The 17,047-nt window shown below is 71.4% G+C and carries 13 protein-coding genes; 11 read left to right on the forward strand and 2 right to left on the reverse strand.

The annotated features are described in order from the left end of the window. Positions 1 to 61: 61 nt before the first annotated feature. Entirely contained in the window at positions 62 to 2,203 is a 2,142-nt protein-coding gene (locus OG746_RS34355) for a primosomal protein N' (protein WP_266721831.1), read from the forward strand. Positions 2,204 to 2,320: 117 nt separating this feature from the next. Here the strand turns inward: OG746_RS34355 and OG746_RS34360 are convergent, their stop codons facing one another. Then, on the reverse strand, positions 2,321 to 2,896 hold the full coding sequence (locus OG746_RS34360) for a hypothetical protein (RefSeq protein WP_266721833.1): 576 nt from the start codon (positions 2,894 to 2,896) through the stop codon (positions 2,321 to 2,323). 281 nt (positions 2,897 to 3,177) lie between these two features. Between OG746_RS34360 and fmt the strand changes: the two genes are divergently transcribed. Continuing rightward, a complete protein-coding gene (gene fmt / locus OG746_RS34365) occupies positions 3,178 to 4,107 on the forward strand; it encodes a methionyl-tRNA formyltransferase (RefSeq protein WP_266721835.1) in 930 nt (309 codons plus the stop codon). 105 nt (positions 4,108 to 4,212) lie between these two features. Further along, entirely contained in the window at positions 4,213 to 5,643 is a 1,431-nt protein-coding gene (locus OG746_RS34370; protein WP_266721837.1) for an RsmB/NOP family class I SAM-dependent RNA methyltransferase, read from the forward strand. 57 nt (positions 5,644 to 5,700) lie between these two features. Here the strand turns inward: OG746_RS34370 and OG746_RS34375 are convergent, their stop codons facing one another. After that, the gene (locus OG746_RS34375; protein ID WP_266721839.1) at positions 5,701 to 7,914 is read right to left on the reverse strand and encodes an MMPL family transporter; all 2,214 of its coding nucleotides are present in this window, start codon (positions 7,912 to 7,914) and stop codon (positions 5,701 to 5,703) included. A 160-nt stretch (positions 7,915 to 8,074) separates the two neighbouring features. Here OG746_RS34375 and rpe point away from each other — a divergent pair, with 160 nt between their 5' ends. From rpe to OG746_RS34415, 8 genes are all read left to right on the forward strand, one after another. Next, positions 8,075 to 8,761 (forward strand): ribulose-phosphate 3-epimerase, encoded by a 687-nt coding sequence (gene rpe, locus OG746_RS34380; RefSeq protein WP_266721841.1) that lies wholly within the window; start codon positions 8,075 to 8,077, stop codon positions 8,759 to 8,761. A 210-nt stretch (positions 8,762 to 8,971) separates the two neighbouring features. Next, positions 8,972 to 9,955 carry a sugar-binding transcriptional regulator gene (locus OG746_RS34385; RefSeq protein ID WP_266725612.1) on the forward strand — a complete coding sequence of 328 codons (984 nt, stop codon included), beginning with the start codon at positions 8,972 to 8,974 and terminating at the stop codon, positions 9,953 to 9,955. A 153-nt stretch (positions 9,956 to 10,108) separates the two neighbouring features. Continuing rightward, a complete protein-coding gene (locus OG746_RS34390; RefSeq protein ID WP_323179756.1) occupies positions 10,109 to 10,411 on the forward strand; it encodes a barstar family protein in 303 nt (100 codons plus the stop codon). 117 nt (positions 10,412 to 10,528) lie between these two features. After that, positions 10,529 to 11,971: a GuaB1 family IMP dehydrogenase-related protein gene (locus OG746_RS34395; protein ID WP_266721845.1), complete on the forward strand. Its 1,443-nt coding sequence runs from the start codon at positions 10,529 to 10,531 to the stop codon at positions 11,969 to 11,971. A gap of 335 nt (positions 11,972 to 12,306) precedes the next feature. Then, positions 12,307 to 13,791 (forward strand): amino acid permease, encoded by a 1,485-nt coding sequence (locus OG746_RS34400; protein ID WP_266721847.1) that lies wholly within the window; start codon positions 12,307 to 12,309, stop codon positions 13,789 to 13,791. 10 nt (positions 13,792 to 13,801) lie between these two features. Then, positions 13,802 to 14,254 carry an Lrp/AsnC family transcriptional regulator gene (locus tag OG746_RS34405; RefSeq protein WP_266721849.1) on the forward strand — a complete coding sequence of 151 codons (453 nt, stop codon included), beginning with the start codon at positions 13,802 to 13,804 and terminating at the stop codon, positions 14,252 to 14,254. A 169-nt stretch (positions 14,255 to 14,423) separates the two neighbouring features. After that, positions 14,424 to 15,215: a carbon-nitrogen hydrolase family protein gene (locus OG746_RS34410; protein ID WP_266721851.1), complete on the forward strand. Its 792-nt coding sequence runs from the start codon at positions 14,424 to 14,426 to the stop codon at positions 15,213 to 15,215. A 107-nt stretch (positions 15,216 to 15,322) separates the two neighbouring features. Next, positions 15,323 to 17,041, forward strand: a complete 1,719-nt coding sequence (locus OG746_RS34415) for a flavin monoamine oxidase family protein (RefSeq protein WP_266721853.1) — start codon at positions 15,323 to 15,325, stop codon at positions 17,039 to 17,041. Positions 17,042 to 17,047 lie beyond the last annotated feature (6 nt).

A 17,047-nucleotide genomic window follows, 5' to 3' on the forward strand; every position in this document is an offset into this window, starting at 1 on the left:
GGCGTTTCCGGGCCGCTTCTGGGCCGCCCCGGTGTCAGTCCCCTCTGGTAGGAATGCACGTGTGAGCAGCGAGAACGACAGGGGCGACGAGGGCGGGGAGCCGGAGCAGCTTGCGTTGATCCGGGAGAGCGTGCGGGCTGCCAAAGTGCCGAAGGCGAAGCCGCGGACGTGGCGGGGAGCGGCGCTGGCCGAGGAGCTGCCGGTGGCGCGGGTGCTCGTGGACAAGGGGGTGCTGCACCTCGACCGGTACTTCGAGTACGCGGTGCCGAAGGAGCTGGATGCCGCCGCGCAGCCGGGTGTGCGGGTGCGGGTGCGGTTCGGGGCGGGGAACCGGAACGTGCGGGACGGGCGGCGTGAAGGGGGTGGGCTGATTGACGGGTTTCTTGTCGAGCGGGTGGCCGAGGCCGAATATCAGGGGCCGCTCGCCGCGCTCGCGCAGGTCGTGTCGCCCGAGCCCGTGCTCGATGCGGAGTTGCTCGGGCTGACCCGGGCTGTCGCCGACCGGTATGCGGGCAGCCTTGCCGATGTGCTGCAGCTCGCGATTCCGCCGCGGCATGCCAAGGCCGAGGCCCGGGAGTTCGCTGCTCCTCCCGCGCCGCCGGAGGCTCCGGAGGCCGGTTCCTGGGCGCGGTACGAGCGAGGGGCCGACTTCGTGGCTTCGCTGGCCACGGGCGGTGCGCCGCGGGCCGTGTGGACGGCGCTGCCCGGGCCCGAGTGGGCCGACGAGATCGCTCGGGCCGTGCGGGCGACGCTCGCTTCGGGGCGGGGGGCCCTGGTCGTCGTGCCGACCGTGCGGCTCGCGGCGCGCGTCGATGCCGCGCTGCGGGAGGAGTTGGGGGAGGGGCAGCATGCCCTGCTGACGGCCGATGCCGGGCAGCAGCGGCGGTATTCCGAGTGGCTCGCCGTGCGGCGGGGGGGCGCCCGGGCCGTCGTGGGGACGCGGGCGGCCATGTTCGCTCCCGTACGGGACCTGGGACTCGTCGTGGTGTGGGAGGACGGGGACCAGCACCACAGCGATGATCATGCCCCCTTCCCGCATGTGCGGGAGGTCCTGGAGCTGCGGGCCACGCGCGACAAGTGCGCGTTCCTGCTGGGGAGTTGGAGCTGCACGGTCGAGGCCGCCCAGCTGGTGCGCAGCGGGTGGGCCGCCGCCGTGAGCGCGCCGCGGGACGTCGTACGGCGGGTCGCTCCACTCGTACGCACCGTGGGGGACCGGGACGTGGCGCGCGACGAGGCGGCGCGGGCCGCCCGGCTGCCGAGTCTCGCGTGGGAGGTGGCGCGGACCGCGTTGCGCGAGGGGCCTGTGCTGGTGCAGGTACCGAGGCGGGGGTACGTGCCGCGGCTCGCGTGTCAGCGGTGTCGTGAGCCCGCCCGGTGCCGGCAGTGCGCGGGGCCGTTGGAGGCGCGGGAGGCGACCGGGGTGCTCGCGTGCGGGTGGTGCGGGCGAGAGGAAGGCGGCTGGCAGTGCGCCGAGTGCGGGGGTACGCGGTTGCGGGCGCAGGTCGTCGGGGCGCGGCGTACCGCAGAGGAGTTGGGGCGGGCGTTCTCCACCGTGCCGGTGCGGACGTCGGGGCGTGAGCAGGTGCTCGACACGGTTCCGGGGACGCCCGCGCTCGTCGTGAGTACGCCGGGGGCCGAGCCGGTCGCCGAGGGCGGGTACGCGGCGGCGCTGCTGCTCGACGGGTGGGCGATGCTGGGGCGGGCCGATCTGCGGGCGGGGGAGGAGGCGCTGCGGCGGTGGATCGCGGCGTCCGCGCTGGTGCGGCCGCAGGAGGTGGGCGGCGCCGTGGTCGTGGTCGCCGAGCCCACGCTGCGGCCCGTGCAGGCGCTGGTGCGGTGGGACCCCGCGGGGCACGCGGTGCGGGAGCTCGCGGACCGGGCCGAGCTCGGATTTCCGCCTGTGTCACGGATGGCGGCGGTCACGGGGACGGCGGAGGCGGTCGCCGGGTTCATGGGGGCGGTGGAACTTCCGGGGGACGCCGAGGTGTTGGGCCCCGTGCCGGTGCCCGAGGCGATACCCGGTGGCGGGCGGCGGGGCGGGGGCCCGCCGGCCGGGGAGCAGTGGGAGCGGGTGCTGGTGCGGGTGCCGCCGGGCAGTGGCTCCGTGCTCGCGCGTGCCCTGAAGCAGGCGCAGGCGGCGAGGATGGCGCGGGGCGCGGGCGAGCCCGTACGGGTTCGGGTGGATCCGCTCGACATCGGGTGAGAGGGCCGGCGCCCGGTCGCTCTCGATGCGCGGCACGATCGACGCCGCAGTCACATGCCGCTGCCTCCGCGTACGACAGGTCGCGTACGGGGAGGCAGCGGCAGGTGGCGCGGCCGCTCAGCCGTGGCGCGGGCCGGGGAAGGCGCTGGGGCGCGCGTCGTCGCGCAGGCCCGTGGCGCCCGCGGTCGGCTGGGTGGGCAGAGCGCGGGCTGCGGGGACCGCCGACAGCGGGCCCGCTCCCATCGGCACGGTGGGGCGCGCGGCCTGTGCCGGGGACGGCACGGCGGACGTCGGCGACGCCGGGACCTCCGCCCCGCGCTCGGCCTCGGCCGCCGCCTGGGTGGCCGCCCTGCGCGCCCCGTACCTGCGGTGGACCGCCTGCTTGGTGACGCCGAGCGCGGAGCCCACCGCGTCCCAGGAGAAGCCCAGCGAACGGTCGAAGTCCACGGCTGCGGTGACCAACGTCTCGACGCTGTCGCGCAGTTCCTGGGCGAGACGGACGGTGGGGGCGGGCGCCCTCCCGTAGACGACGAACCCCGCGGAGGGGCCTGAGCGGCGCGGGCGGTAGACGTTGCCCAGCTGTGCGGTGAGGGTGCGCAGTGCGTCCACCTGACGGCGGACCCGCTCGATGTCCCGCACAAGAAGATGCAGGCTGGCCCGTGCCTGGGCGTCGTGGGTTGCGTGGTCGGCCATGAACAAGCCTCTCGAACCGGCGATAAAAAAGGATCGGGCCACGCTCGCGTCAAGCGACACCGACGAAGACGGGTGAACTATGACGAATGACCGATTGCGGCCCATGACTGGTCAACTCTTTCTTGACCAACGCGCCATCCGGTGTGGGGTCACGCTGTTCGGGCGCATCCGCATATGCGAGGGGCGCACGTCAGGACGTGCGCCCCGTACGCGCCCGCCGCACGACGCCCATAGACTGGTGCGCTGCCCGTGACCCTGCCCCGAGAGGCTGTACGCCACCGATGAAGCTCGTCTTCGCAGGCACCCCCGAGGTCGCCGTTCCCGCCCTGGACGCCCTGATCGCCTCCGACCGGCACGAGGTCGCCGCGGTCGTCACCCGGCCCGACGCACCGGCGGGGCGCGGCCGTCGACTGGTCGCGAGCCCGGTCGCCCAGCGGGCCGAGGAGGCCGGCATCGAGGTGCTCAAGCCGGCCAAGCCGCGCGACGAGGAGTTCCTGGCGAGGCTGCGGGAGATCGCTCCCGACTGCTGCCCGGTCGTCGCGTACGGGGCGCTGCTCCCGAAGATCGCACTCGACGTGCCCGCCCGCGGCTGGGTCAATCTGCACTTCTCGCTGCTGCCCGCCTGGCGTGGCGCCGCGCCCGTGCAGCACGCGGTGATGGCGGGCGACGAGATCACCGGCGCGTCCACGTTCCTCATCGAGGAGGGGCTCGACTCCGGGCCCGTGTACGGGACGGTGACCGAGGCGGTCCGTGCCACCGACACCAGCGGTGACCTGCTGACCCGGCTCGCGTTCGCGGGCGCCGGGCTGCTCTCCGCGACGATGGACGGGATCGAGGACGGCACGATCGAGGCCGTGCCGCAGCCCGCCGACGGCGTCACCCTCGCGCCGAAGATCACCGTGGAGGACGCCCGTATCGACTGGAGCGCGCCGGCCCTGCGGGTCGACCGGGTCGTCCGCGGCTGCACGCCCGCGCCGGGTGCCTGGACCGAGTTCCGCGGCGAGCGGCTCAAGGTGCGCACGGCCGTCCTCGCGCCCGACCGGACCGACCTCGCGCCGGGTGAGATCGGCGCGGGCAAGAAGAACCTCTACGTAGGCACCGGTTCGCACGCCGTCGAGCTGCTCTGGGTGCAGGCGCAGGGCAAGAAGCCGATGGCCGCGGCGGACTGGGCGCGGGGCACCCGGATCGCCGCGGGGGAGACCCTGGGCTGACGGGCCCACGAGGACCGCTGTCGGCGCCGGGACGTACCCTGGGAGGGTTCATCCCGGCGTACGACCCGTGCGTAGCGCCCGTACGATCCCAGCAGCGGAGCACCTTTGAGCGACCAGCCCGGCCGGCCCCCTCGTAAGCCCGGCAAGCCCCACCGTCGTCCCAAGAAGGACCCCGTGCGCATCCTCGCCTTCGAGGCGTTGCGCGCGGTGGACGAGCGGGACGCGTACGCGAACCTCGTGCTGCCGCCGCTGCTGCGCAAGGCCCGCGAGAAGGGCGACTTCGACGGGCGGGACGCCGCGCTCGCGACCGAGCTCGTGTACGGGACGCTGCGCAGGCAGGGGACGTACGACGCGATCGTGGCGGCCTGTATCGACCGGCCGCTGCGCGAGGTCGATCCGCCGGTTCTGGACGTTCTGAACCTTGGCGTGCATCAGCTGCTCGGTACGCGGATCCCGACGCACGCCGCCGTGTCCGCATCGGTCGAGCTGGCGCGCGTCGTGCTCGGTGACGGGCGGGCCAAGTTCGTCAACGCCGTGCTGCGGAAGGTCTCGCAGCACGATCTCGACGCGTGGGTCGAGCGGGTCGCGCCGCCGTACGACGAGGATCCCGACGACCATCTGTCCGTGGTGCATTCGCATCCGCGATGGGTCGTCTCCGCCTTGTGGGACTCGCTGGGCGGCGGCCGTGCCGGGATCGAGGATCTGCTGGAGGCCGACAACGAGCGGCCCGAGGTCACGCTCGTGGCGCGCCCGGGGCGGACCACGGCCGAGGCCGTACTCGCCGAGGTGGGTGAGGAGTCGGGGCTTCCGGGGCGCTGGTCGCCGTATGCCGTGCGGCTCGCCGAGGGCGGCGAACCCGGCTCGTTCGACATCGTGAAGTCGGGGCGGGCCGGTGTGCAGGACGAGGGCAGTCAGCTGGTGGCCATCGCACTGGCGAACGCTCCGGTCGAGGGCCGTGACGAGAAGTGGCTCGACGGTTGCGCGGGCCCCGGCGGCAAGGCGGCCATGCTCGCCGGGCTCGCCGCCGAGCGCGGCGCGACGCTGCTCGCGTCGGAGAAGCAGCCGCACCGGGCCGGGCTCGTCGCGAAGGCGCTGGCCGGGAACCCGGGGCCCTACCAGGTGATCGCCGCGGACGGGACACGGCCGCCGTGGGGGCCCGGGACGTTCGACCGGATCCTGATGGACGTGCCCTGCACCGGACTTGGCGCGCTGCGGCGGCGCCCCGAGGCGCGGTGGCGGCGGCGTCCCGAGGACCTGGAGGGGTTCGCTCCGCTGCAGCGGGGCCTGCTGCGCAAGGCGCTCGAGTCCGTGCGGGTGGGGGGTGTCGTGGGGTACGCGACGTGCTCGCCGCATCTCGCGGAGACGCGGGCGGTCGTCGAGGACGTGCTGAAGGGGGTCGGCGGGGCCGAACTCATTGATGCGCGGCCTCTGTTGGAAGGTGTGCCGGGGCTTGGGGAGGGGCCGGATGTGCAGCTCTGGCCCCATCTGCATGGGACCGACGCGATGTATTTGGCGTTGATTCGGCGTACCGCGTAGGTCTTGTTGCGGTCGTGCGGCGCTGGGGTCGCGGGGCTCTGCCCCGGGCCCCGCGCCTCAATCGCCGGCGGGGCTTGATTTGGGCTCGGCCGAGCCTGATTGGTGTCCGGGCTCGCTTGATTTGGGCGCGGGCGGGGTTGATTGGGGAGCGCTCGACCGGGACAGTGCGTGTGGCCACCAGACCTTTGGGCCCACGTCCAGGAACAGGGCTGTCACCAGGACCGACCTGACCACGAATGTGTCCAGGAGTACGCCGATCGCCACCGCGAAGCCGATTTCGGCGAAGGCGACCATGGGGAGCGTGCCGAGGGCCGCGAAGGTGCCCGCGAGGACCAGGCCCGCCGACGTGATCACCGCGCCGGTCGCGGCCAGGCCCGTGACGACGCCGGGGCGTGTGCCCTGGCGCGCGGCCTCCTCACGGATGCGGGTCGTGAGGAAGATGTTGTAGTCGATGCCGAGCGCCACCAGGAACACGAAGACGAAGAGCGGGAAGTCCGTCGATTCGCCCGCGTAGTCGAAGAGGTGGCGGAAGGCGAGCGCGCTGATGCCGAGGGCCGCCGCGAAGGACAGGACGACCGTCCCGATCAGCAACAGGGGCGCCACCAGGGCCCGTAGGAGCAGGCACAGGATCAGCAGGACGACCACCAGAACGAGCGGGATCACCAGCTTGTTGTCGTGCGCCGTCGCCCGGTCCATGTCGAGCAGCGCCGCTGTGCCGCCGCCCACCTTGGCATCCGCCCCGTCCACCGCGTGCACCGCGTCGCGCACCCGGTCCACCGTGTCCTTGGCGGCCTGGCTGTCGGCGGGCGCGGTCGTCGTCGCCTCGAACAGGACCCGGCCGTCGGCCGCGGGTTTGGTGTTCGGCGGGACGCCGATGCTGCCTCGTACGACGCCGTCCGTCGCGGCGACGGCGCGGCGCACCTCCAGGCCCTGCCCCTGGTTCGCGACGATGACGAGCGGGTCGCCGGCGCCCGCGGGGAAGTACTCCGCCGAGACTTCCTGTCCCACGATCGAGTCGGGTTTGTCGGTGAACGAGTCGGCGTTGCTGATGCCCTCCGCCTTCAGCTGCATCAGCCCGAGGGAGAGCACGGCGAGCGCCAGGGCTGTCACGGTCCAGATCATCCGCGGACGGCGCGCGATCCGCTGCCCGGTGCGCGCCCACACGCCGCGCTCGGTGGGTTCCGCGCTGCCCATGTGCGGGATCAGCGGCCAGAAGATCCAGCGGCCGAAGATCACGAGCAGGGCGGGGAACAGGGTCAGCATCGCGAGCAGGGCGACGGCGACCCCGATCGCGGCGACCGGGCCGAGCCCCCGCGTCGAGTTCATCTCGGCGGTGAGCAGCATCAGCATGCTGAGCACCACGGTGGCGCCGGAGGCCAGGACCGCCGGGCCCGCCCGGTGCAGGGCGAGCGCCATCGCCTCGTGCCGATCCTCGTGGCGGCGGAGCTCTTCCCTGTATCGGGCCACGAGCAGCAGCGCGTAGTCCGTCCCCGCGCCGAACACGAGGACGGTGAGGATGCCCGCGCTCTGCCCGTTCACGGTGAGCCCCGCGTTCTCCGCGAGGAGATAGATCAGCGCCTGCGCGGTGAAGAGCGCCGCCACCACGCTCAGTACCGGTACGAGCAGCAGGGACGGGCTGCGGTACGTGAACAGCAGGATGACGATGACGATGCCGAGCGCGGAGAGCAGCAGCGTCGAGTCGATGCCGGAGAAGGCCTCGGAGAAGTCCGCCGAGGTGCCGCCGGGACCCGTGATGTGGATCTTCAGATCGCCCACGGACGTGCCGGTCGCGTCGCGGATGGAGTCCACGGCGGGGGTGATCCGCTCGAAGCCCGAGGCGTCCATCGTGACCGGGACGTAGACCTGGGCCGCCGACGGGCCCGGCCTCTTGTCGAGGACGGGGCCGCGGGTCTCCGTGCCCCGTACCCCGTGCGCGCTCAGCTGCTTGATCTGGGCGACGTCCTTGGCGATCCGGGCGCGGTCCGCCACGGTGAGCCCGCCCTCGCGCGCGTAGATCACCACGGCGGGGATGGTCTCCGGCCTGAAGTCCTTGGAGATGTCGAGGACTTGGGTGGACTCGGCGGAGCCCGGCAGCCAGGACTGCGCGTCGTTGTCCTGTGCGTCGGTGAGTTTCTGGGCGAGCGGCGCACTGCCCACGAGGACGACGAGCCACAGCAGGAGCACCAGCCACTTGCTGCGCCGCCCGCACACGAGCCGCGCCACTCCACGGCGCCCGGGCGCCGTGCTCACAGTGCTCTGTACGTCCGCCATGGCGTCCCCCGCTGCGTCGTGCGCGGTACTCCGGGGGCCAACCGCCGACCCCCGCTGCGAGCCGCCCAGAATGGCACGGGCGGGCACGGCTCGGTATCGGTCTCAGGGCTTGGTCCGGACCGAGGCGGGCAACCGGCGCCGGGCATGGCACGCTTGGGTCATGGCCGTGCAGATCAACCCCAGCATCCTGTCCGCGGACTTCGCCCGCCTTGCCGACGAGGCAAAGGCAGCCGAAGGCGCCGATTGGCTCCATGTCGACGTCATGGACAACCACTTCGTCCCGAACCTGACCCTCGGGGTTCCGGTCGTAGAGTCGCTGGCGCGCGCGACGGACACCCCGCTGGACTGCCATCTGATGATCGAGGACCCCGATCGCTGGGCCCCTCAGTACGTCGAAGCGGGTGCCGGGTCCGTCACCTTCCACGCGGAGGCGGCCGCCGCCCCCGTCCGGCTCGCGCGTGAGATCCGCGCCAAGGGCGCCCGCGCCTCGATGGCCCTGAAGCCGGCGACGCCGATCGAGCCGTACGAGGATCTGCTCCCCGAGCTCGACATGCTGTTGATCATGACGGTTGAGCCGGGATTCGGCGGGCAGGCGTTCCTGGACATCATGCTGCCCAAGATCCGCCGCACCCGTGAGCTGATCGGGAAGCACGGTCTGGAGCTGTGGCTGCAGGTCGACGGCGGAGTGTCCGCCGCGACGATCGAGCGGTGCGCCGAGGCGGGCGCCGACGTCTTCGTAGCCGGTTCGGCCGTCTACGGGGCGAAGGATCCGGCGGAGGCGGTACGTGCACTGCGCACCCAGGCGGAGGGCGCCACGGCGTCCGCGGGCTGGGCGTGCGACCACTGAGCCACCGGTACGTGAACGACGTCCATCGGGGCTGATCAACCGCGTCGGATCTGCAAGGATGAACGACGTATCCAGGTTGTGAACAGCAGATGGTCCGTGAGCCGATTCGTGAGCAGCAGTCGATCTCATGACGTAAAAGAAGTTTCGTGACGTAAAAGAAGTGAGGAGAACGCCGTGTCCGCATCATCGGCGGGACGGGCGGCCCTGCGGATGGGACCCGCGGAGCTGGTGCAGGCGGCGGCCATGGCCCGTCGCTTCTACCTCGAGGGCAAGTCCAAGATCCAGATCGCCGAGGAGTTCGGCGTGAGCCGCTTCAAGGTGGCACGGGTCCTCGAGACCGCCCTCGAGCGGGATCTCGTACGCATCGAGATCCGGGTCCCTGCCGAGCTGGACGCGGAGCGTTCCGACGCGCTGCGGGCCCGCTACGGCCTGCGGCACGCGGTCGTGGTCGAGTCGCCCGCCGAGATCGACGACTCCTCCGACCCGGAGAACCTGGGCGAGGTCGCCGCCGATCTGCTCGGCGAGCTGGTCACCGAGGGCGATGTGCTCGGCCTCGCGTGGGGCCGCTCCACCATCCACATGGCGGCCGCCCTCGACCGGCTTCCGCCGTGCACCGTGGTGCAGTTGACGGGCGTGTACGACGCGGGGACCGCGGAGCGCGGCTCCGTGGAGGCCGTGCGGCGTGCGGCGCAGGTGTCGGGCGGCGACGCGCACCCGATCTACGCGCCGATGCTGCTGCCGGACGCCGCGACGGCGGGGGCGCTGCGCAACCAGACGGGGATCGCCCGCGCCTTCGAGTACTTCGACAAGGTCACCGTCGCGTGCGTGTCCATCGGCTCCTGGGAGCCGGGCATCTCGACCGTGCACGACATGCTGAGCGACGAGGAGCGCGCGCACTATGCGTCCCTGGGTGTCGCCGCCGAGATGTCTGCGCACCTGTTCGATGCGCAGGGGCGGCGGGTCGGGCGGGACCTCGGGGAGCGGTGCATCACCGTCGAGGCGGATCGTCTTCGGCGGATACCGGAGGTCGTGGCGATCGCGGGTGGCCAGCGGAAGGCTGGCGCCATCGACGCGGTGCTGCGGTCGGGGCTCGTGACCAGCCTGGTCACGGACACGGCTGCGGCCGATTTCCTGTTGGCGGCCGGGTCTGCGCCGAAGCCGGCGTTGCAGCGGGCTGATCCGGATGGTGTGTGAGGCCGGAGGCGGGGTCGGCGTCGCGGGGCTCTGCCCCGGGCCCCGCGCCTCAATCTCCCCCAGCTAACGCTGGGAGGTGCCCCCTGCGGGGCTTGAAATGGCAATCGTCGGCGGGGCTTGAAGGGCTCAGCGAGGCGGGAGGGTTCGGTGGGTGTGCCGCGGATTGATCTTCATGGAGTCGTCGACAAGGACGGGTTCATGGACCGGTGCGCCGCCGCGCTCGGGCTGCCGTCGTGGTTCGGGCGGAACTGGGACGCCCTTGCCGACGCCCTCGGTGATCCGGGCCAGCTGCCCGAGGCCCCCGAGGGCGCGCCGCTCGTCGTGGTCGTGAGCGGGTGGGCCGGGTTCGCCGAGCGGCAGCCCGGCCAGTGGGAGACCGCCCGTGAGGTGTTCGCACAGGCCTCGGCCGCGCAGATCCGCGTGGAGCTCGGAGGATCATCCAAGGATCGGCTCTGACCTTGGGATGTTCGGCCCGGAGACTCGACTTCGGCTGACGTGGGAAAATGAAGTACGTGCTTTGTGCTCCGGGAGCAGACTTCTGGGGCCCCCTTCTACCGACTGGGATGTCCGCACGTGCGTTTCCTCAATGACATCAAGCCCGCGTACGACCTGACGTACGACGACGTCTTCATGGTGCCGAGCCGGAGCGCGGTCGGCTCCCGGCAGGCCGTGGACCTTTCGTCGCCGGACGGCACGGGCACCACGATCCCGCTGGTCGTCGCCAATATGACCGCGATCGCCGGGCGTCGTATGGCCGAGACCGTCGCCCGCCGCGGTGGCCTCGTCGTCATTCCGCAGGACATCCCGATCGAGGTCGTCACCGAGGTCATCTCCTGGGTCAAGACGCGCCACCTGGTGCTCGACACCCCGATCGTCCTTGCGCCGACGCAGACCGTCGCGGACGCCCTCGCGCTGCTCAACAAGCGCGCGCACAACGCCGGTGTCGTCGTCGACGACGAGCAGCGGCCCGTCGGTGTCGTCACCGACCAGGACCTGACCGGCGTCGACCGCTTCACGCAGCTGTCCGAGGTCATGTCCAAGGACCTGCTGCTGCTCGACGCGGACATCGACCCGCGCGACGCCTTCAACAAGCTGGACGGCGCCAACCGCCGCTACGCCCCGGCCGTCGACAAGGAAGGCCGCCTCGCCGGCATCCTGACGCGCACCGGCGCCCTGCGCGCGACCCTCTACACCCCGGCCACCGACGCCAACGGCAAGCTGCGCATCGCCGCCGCCGTCGGCATCAACGGCGACGTGGCGGGCAAGGCCAAGCAGCTGCTCGACGCCGGCGCCGACACGCTCGTCATCGACACGGCCCACGGCCACCAGGAGTCGATGATCGAGGCGATCAAGAAGGTCCGCGCGCTCGACCCGCAGGTGCCGATCGTCGCGGGCAACATCGTGGCCGCCGAGGGCGTCAAGGACCTGATCGAGGCCGGCGCCGACATCATCAAGGTCGGTGTCGGACCCGGCGCCATGTGCACCACGCGCATGATGACCGGCGTCGGCCGGCCGCAGTTCTCCGCCGTCCTGGAGTGCGCCGCAGAGGCCAAGAAGTACGGCAAGCACGTGTGGGCCGACGGTGGCGTGCGGCACCCGCGCGACGTCGCCATGGCGCTCGCCGCCGGAGCCTCCAACGTCATGATCGGTTCGTGGTTCGCGGGCACGTACGAGTCCCCGGGCGACCTGCAGCACGACGCCAAGGGCCGCGCCTACAAGGAGTCCTTCGGCATGGCCTCGGCCCGCGCCGTGAAGAACCGGACGAGCGACGAGTCCAGCTACGACCGCGCCCGCAAGGCGCTCTTCGAGGAGGGCATCTCCACCTCGCGGATGTTCCTCGACCCGGAGCGCCCGGGCGTCGAGGACCTGATCGACTCGGTCATCGCGGGTGTCCGCTCCTCCTGCACGTACGCCGGTGCCAACTCGCTCGCCGAGTTCGAGCAGCGCGCCACCATCGGCATCCAGTCCGCCGCCGGCTACGCCGAGGGCAAGCCGCTGCACGCCAGCTGGAGCTAGCAGCACGAAGCACCGTGAACCCCGCGTCCCTCTTCGGAGGGGCGCGGGGTTCGTCGTTTTCGCCTCATGGGGAGACCGAACCGAGCACACCCGGGCGCAACGGACCAAACGGACCGCGCAACGATCGTCCGTGTCCGGGAAGGTAGCGCAACGATCATGCGCGACTGCGCAAGGTTGCTGCATTACTCCTGGGAACAGAACTCCTCTAGAGTCATCCGCTGTACGTTGCGTGGCGGGGGTTCGGCCTGCTCGGCGGGACCCGTTTGACGGGTGTGCTCCGCCGCGTCCCCCTCGCTGCGGTCAACCTCACCCGGCAGCGATCAAGGAGCCAGTCCGTGCTCGACCACGGCGCACCCCCGCGCACCCCGCAAGCCGCTCCCGCGCCCGCGGGACTCGGCGCCCGCCTGATGCGGCGCAAGCCGGTAGATCTGCTGGTCGCGGAGGGCGGCCAGGGCGAAGGCGGATCGCTGCGGCGCTCCCTCGGGCTCTGGCAGCTGACCATGATCAGCATCGGCGCCACGCTCGGCACCGGCATCTTCGTGGTGCTCGGCGAGGCCGTCCCGAAGGCCGGTCCCGCCGTCACGCTGTCCTTCGTGATCGCCGGTCTCACCGCGCTCTTCTCGGCGCTCTCGTACGCCGAACTGGCCGGCACCATCCCGGTCGCCGGCTCCTCCTATTCGTATGCGTACGCAACGATGGGCGAACTTCTCGCCTGGGTGTGCGGCTGGTGTCTGGTCCTGGAGTACGGGGTCTCGGTCGCCGCGGTGGCCGTCGGCTGGGGCGAGTACCTCAACGAGCTGCTCGACGGGACGATAGGCGTCACCATCCCGGCCGCCCTGTCCGCGCCGCCCGGTGACGGCGGGATCTTCAACCTGCCCGCGCTCATCGTGGTGATGCTCGCCATGGTGTTCCTGCTGGGCGGCGCCAAGGAGTCCGCGCGGGCCAACACCATCATGGTCGCCGTGAAGATCGCGGCCCTGATCCTCTTCTGCGTCATCGGCTTCATGGGCTTCAAGTCCGGCAACTACGAGGACTTCATGCCGCTCGGCATGGCGGGCGTGAGCGCCGCGGGTGCCACGCTCTTCTTCTCGTACATCGGCTTCGACGCCGCCTCCACCGCCGGTGAGGAGGCGAAGAACCCGCAGCGCGACCTGCCGCGCGCCATCATGCTGTCGCTGATCATCGTCACCGCGCTGTACGTCCTCGTGGCCGCCGTCGCCGTGGGCGCCCGCCCCTGGACGCACTTCACCGACTCCGAGGCGACGCTCGCCGCGATCATGAAGGACGTCACGGGGCAGCCCTTCTGGGGCACGGTGCTCGCCGCCGGCGCCGTCATCGCCATCGCGTCCGTCGTACTCACCGTGCTCTACGGGCAGACCCGCGTGCTGTTCGCGATGTCCCGCGACGGCCTCGTGCCCAAGGTGTTCTCGAAGGTGCACCCGAAGACCGGGGCGCCGCGCGCCAACACGGTCATCGTGTCCCTGTTCTGCGGTGTGCTCGCGGCCGCCATTCCGCTCGGCCAGCTCGCCGACGCCACCAGCATCGGCACGCTCTTCGCGTTCGCCCTGGTCAACATCGCCGTGATCATGCTGCGCCGGACCCGCCCGGACATGAAGCGCACCTTCCGCGTGCCGCTGTCGCCGGTCCTGCCGATCATCGGTTTCGCGCTCTGTGTGTGGATGATGGGCAGCCTGTCCGCTATCACCTGGATCGTCTTCGGTGTCTGGATGGCCGTCGGTCTCGTGTTCTACTTCAGTTACGGGATGCGCCGCTCCCGCCTGGCCGCCCCGGACGCGGGCCTCGTAGACGCAGAAAAGTGAACCTCCTGCCTTGCTGAACGATCTCGACGAACGCATCGTGCACGCCCTCGCCGAGGACGCCCGCCGCTCCTACGCCGACATCGGCCAGCAGATCGGCCTGTCCGCGCCCGCCGTGAAGCGCCGCGTGGACCGGCTTCGGGCCACCGGCGCGATCACCGGGTTCACGGTGCGCGTCGACCCGGCCGCGCTCGGCTGGGAGACCGAGGGGTTCATCGAGATGTACTGCCGCTCCAACACCTCGCCGGAGGCGATCCGGCGGGGCCTGGAGCGTTACCCCGAGGTCGTGTCCGCCTCCACCGTCACCGGTGAGGCGGACGCGATCGTGCAGGTCTTCGCCTCCGACATGCGGCACTTCGAGCGGGTCCTGGAGCGGATCGCGGGGGAGCCGTTCGTCGAGCGGACGAAATCGGTGCTGGTGCTGTCGCCGTTGATGCGGCGTTTCACGTCGGGATCGCCTGCGTAGCGGGGTCTGAGCGAGGCCCACGGCCCCCGCGCAACGAATCGCCGTTCGGCGGGAAAATCACGCAACGAACAGCTCGGCAGCGTGCAACAGGTGCTTCTTGTCCGGGGTGACGGGCGACCGCAGACTCTATGTGACCCCGAACCCCGCCCCGTACCGGTTGAGGACACGCATGCGCACCGCCCTGCTCCAGAGCTCAGGACACCCCGGCTCGACCGCTGCGAACCTCAAGGTTCTCGACGCGGCCGCGGGCCGGGCCGCCGCCGCGGGCGCCGGGGTCCTCGTGACCTCGGAGATGTTCCTGACCGGGTACGCGATCGGGGACGACGTGGCCCGGCTCGCCGAGCCCGCCGACGGGGACGCGGCCGACGCGATCGCCGAGATCGCGCACCGGCACGGCCTCGCCGTCGCCTACGGCTACCCGGAGCGCGCGGGCGACGCCGTCTTCAACTCCGTACAACTGATCTCCGCCGAAGGCGCCCGCCTCGCGAACTACCGCAAGACGCACCTCTTCGGCTGCTTCGAGCGCGAGCAGTTCACCCCCGGTGAACAGCCGGTGGTTCAGGCCGAGGTGAACGGTCTGCGGGTCGGCCTCATGATCTGCTACGATGTCGAGTTCCCGGAGAACGTCCGCGCGCACGCCCTCGCCGGCACCGACCTGCTGCTCGTGCCGACGGCGCAGATGCACCCCTTCCAGTTCGTCGCCGAATCGGTCGTGCCGGTGCGCGCCTTCGAGAACCAGATGTACGTCGCGTACGTCAACCGGGTCGGCGCGGAAGGGGAGTTCGAGTTCGTCGGGCTCTCCACGCTCGCAGGTCCCGACGGGGTGGCCCGTGCCCGAGCGGGCCGCGGCGAGGAGCTCGTGTTCGCCGACGCCGACCCCGACTTCCTCGCCGCCTCCCGCGCGGCCAACCCGTATCTGAGCGACCGCCGCCCGGGCCTCTACGGCTCGCTCGCCTCCTGAACGGCCCTGCCGCCCGCCTCCCGAGGCTCACCCTTCGAGGCTTACCGCACCGCCTCAACTCCCGCTTCCTGCCCAGCACTTCAGTACCCGCAAGGAGTCCGTACCCCATGACGTCCACGGTGCCCACCGCCGCCCAGCACACCGAGGGCCAGCCGCCCATCACGATGTTCGGGCCGGACTTCCCGTACGCGTACGACGACTTCCTCGCCCACCCGGCGGGCCTCGGCCAGATACCCGCGACCGAGCACGGCACCGAGGTCGCGGTCATCGGCGGCGGCCTGTCCGGCATCGTCGCCGCGTACGAGCTGATGAAGATGGGCCTCAAGCCCGTCGTGTACGAGGCCGACCAGATCGGCGGCCGGCTGCGTACGGTCGGCTTCGAGGGCACCCCGGCGGGGGCCTCGGACCTGACCGCCGAGATGGGCGCGATGCGCTTCCCGCCGTCGTCCACGGCGCTGCAGCACTACATCGACATGGTCGACCTGAAGACGAGGGCGTTCCCCAACCCCCTCTCCGAGGCCACGCCCTCGACCGTCGTCGACCTCAAGGGCGAGTCCCACTACGCCGAGACGATCGCCGACCTCCCGCAGGTCTACCGGGACGTCGCCGAGGCCTGGAACAAGTGCCTCGACGAGGGCGCCGACTTCTCCGACATGAACCAGGCGATGCGCGAGCGCGACGTGCCGCGCATCCGCGAGATCTGGGGCAAGCTCGTCGAGAAGCTCGACAACCAGACCTTCTACGGGTTCCTCTGCGAGTCCGAGGCGTTCAAGTCCTTCCGGCACCGGGAGATCTTCGGCCAGGTCGGCTTCGGTACGGGTGGTTGGGACACGGACTTCCCCAACTCCATTCTGGAAATCCTGCGCGTCGTCTACACCGAGGCCGACGACCACCACCGCGGCATCGAGGGCGGCTCGCAGCAGCTGCCGCTGCGCCTGTGGGAGCGCGAGCCGGAGAAGATCGTGCACTGGGCGCCCGGGACCTCGCTTTCCACCCTGCACGTGGACGGCAAGCCGCGCCCGGCCGTGACCCGGCTGTCCCGCACCGCCGGCAACCACATCACCGTCACGGACGCCGACGGCGACATCCGTACGTACAAGACGGCGATCTTCACCGCGCAGTCCTGGATGCTGCTGTCCAAGGTGGACTGCGACGACGAGCTGTTCCCGATCGACCACTGGACGGCGATCGAGCGCACGCACTACATGGAGTCCAGCAAGCTGTTCGTGCCGGTGGACCGGCCGTTCTGGCTCGACAAGTCCGTCGACGACAAGGGAAATGCCACGGGTCGTGACGTCATGTCGATGACGCTCACCGACCGGATGACGCGCGGTACTTACCTGCTCGACGACGGGCCGGACAAGCCCGCCACGATCTGCCTCTCCTACACGTGGTGCGACGACAGCCTGAAGTGGCTGCCGCTGTCGGCGAACGAGCGCCTCGAAGTCATGCTGAAGTCGCTCGGCGAGATCTATCCGAAGGTCGACATCCGCAAGCACATCATCGGCAACCCGGTGACCGTGTCCTGGGAGAACGAGCCGTACTTCATGGGCGCGTTCAAGGCGAACCTGCCCGGCCACTACCGCTACCAGCGCCGCCTGTTCACGCACTTCATGCAGGAGACCCTGCCCGAGGACCGGCGGGGCATCTTCCTCGCCGGTGACGACATCTCGTGGACGGCCGGGTGGGCCGAGGGCGCCGTGCAGACCGCGCTGAACGCGGTGTGGGGCGTCATGCACCACCTGGGCGGCAGCACGGACGCGTCGAACCCCGGCCCGGGCGATGTGTTCGACGAGATCGCGCCGGTGGAGCTCCCGGAGGACTGAGTGGGC

This window comes from Streptomyces sp. NBC_01016 (assembly GCF_026341035.1).
Classification (GTDB): Bacteria; Actinomycetota; Actinomycetes; order Streptomycetales; family Streptomycetaceae; genus Streptomyces.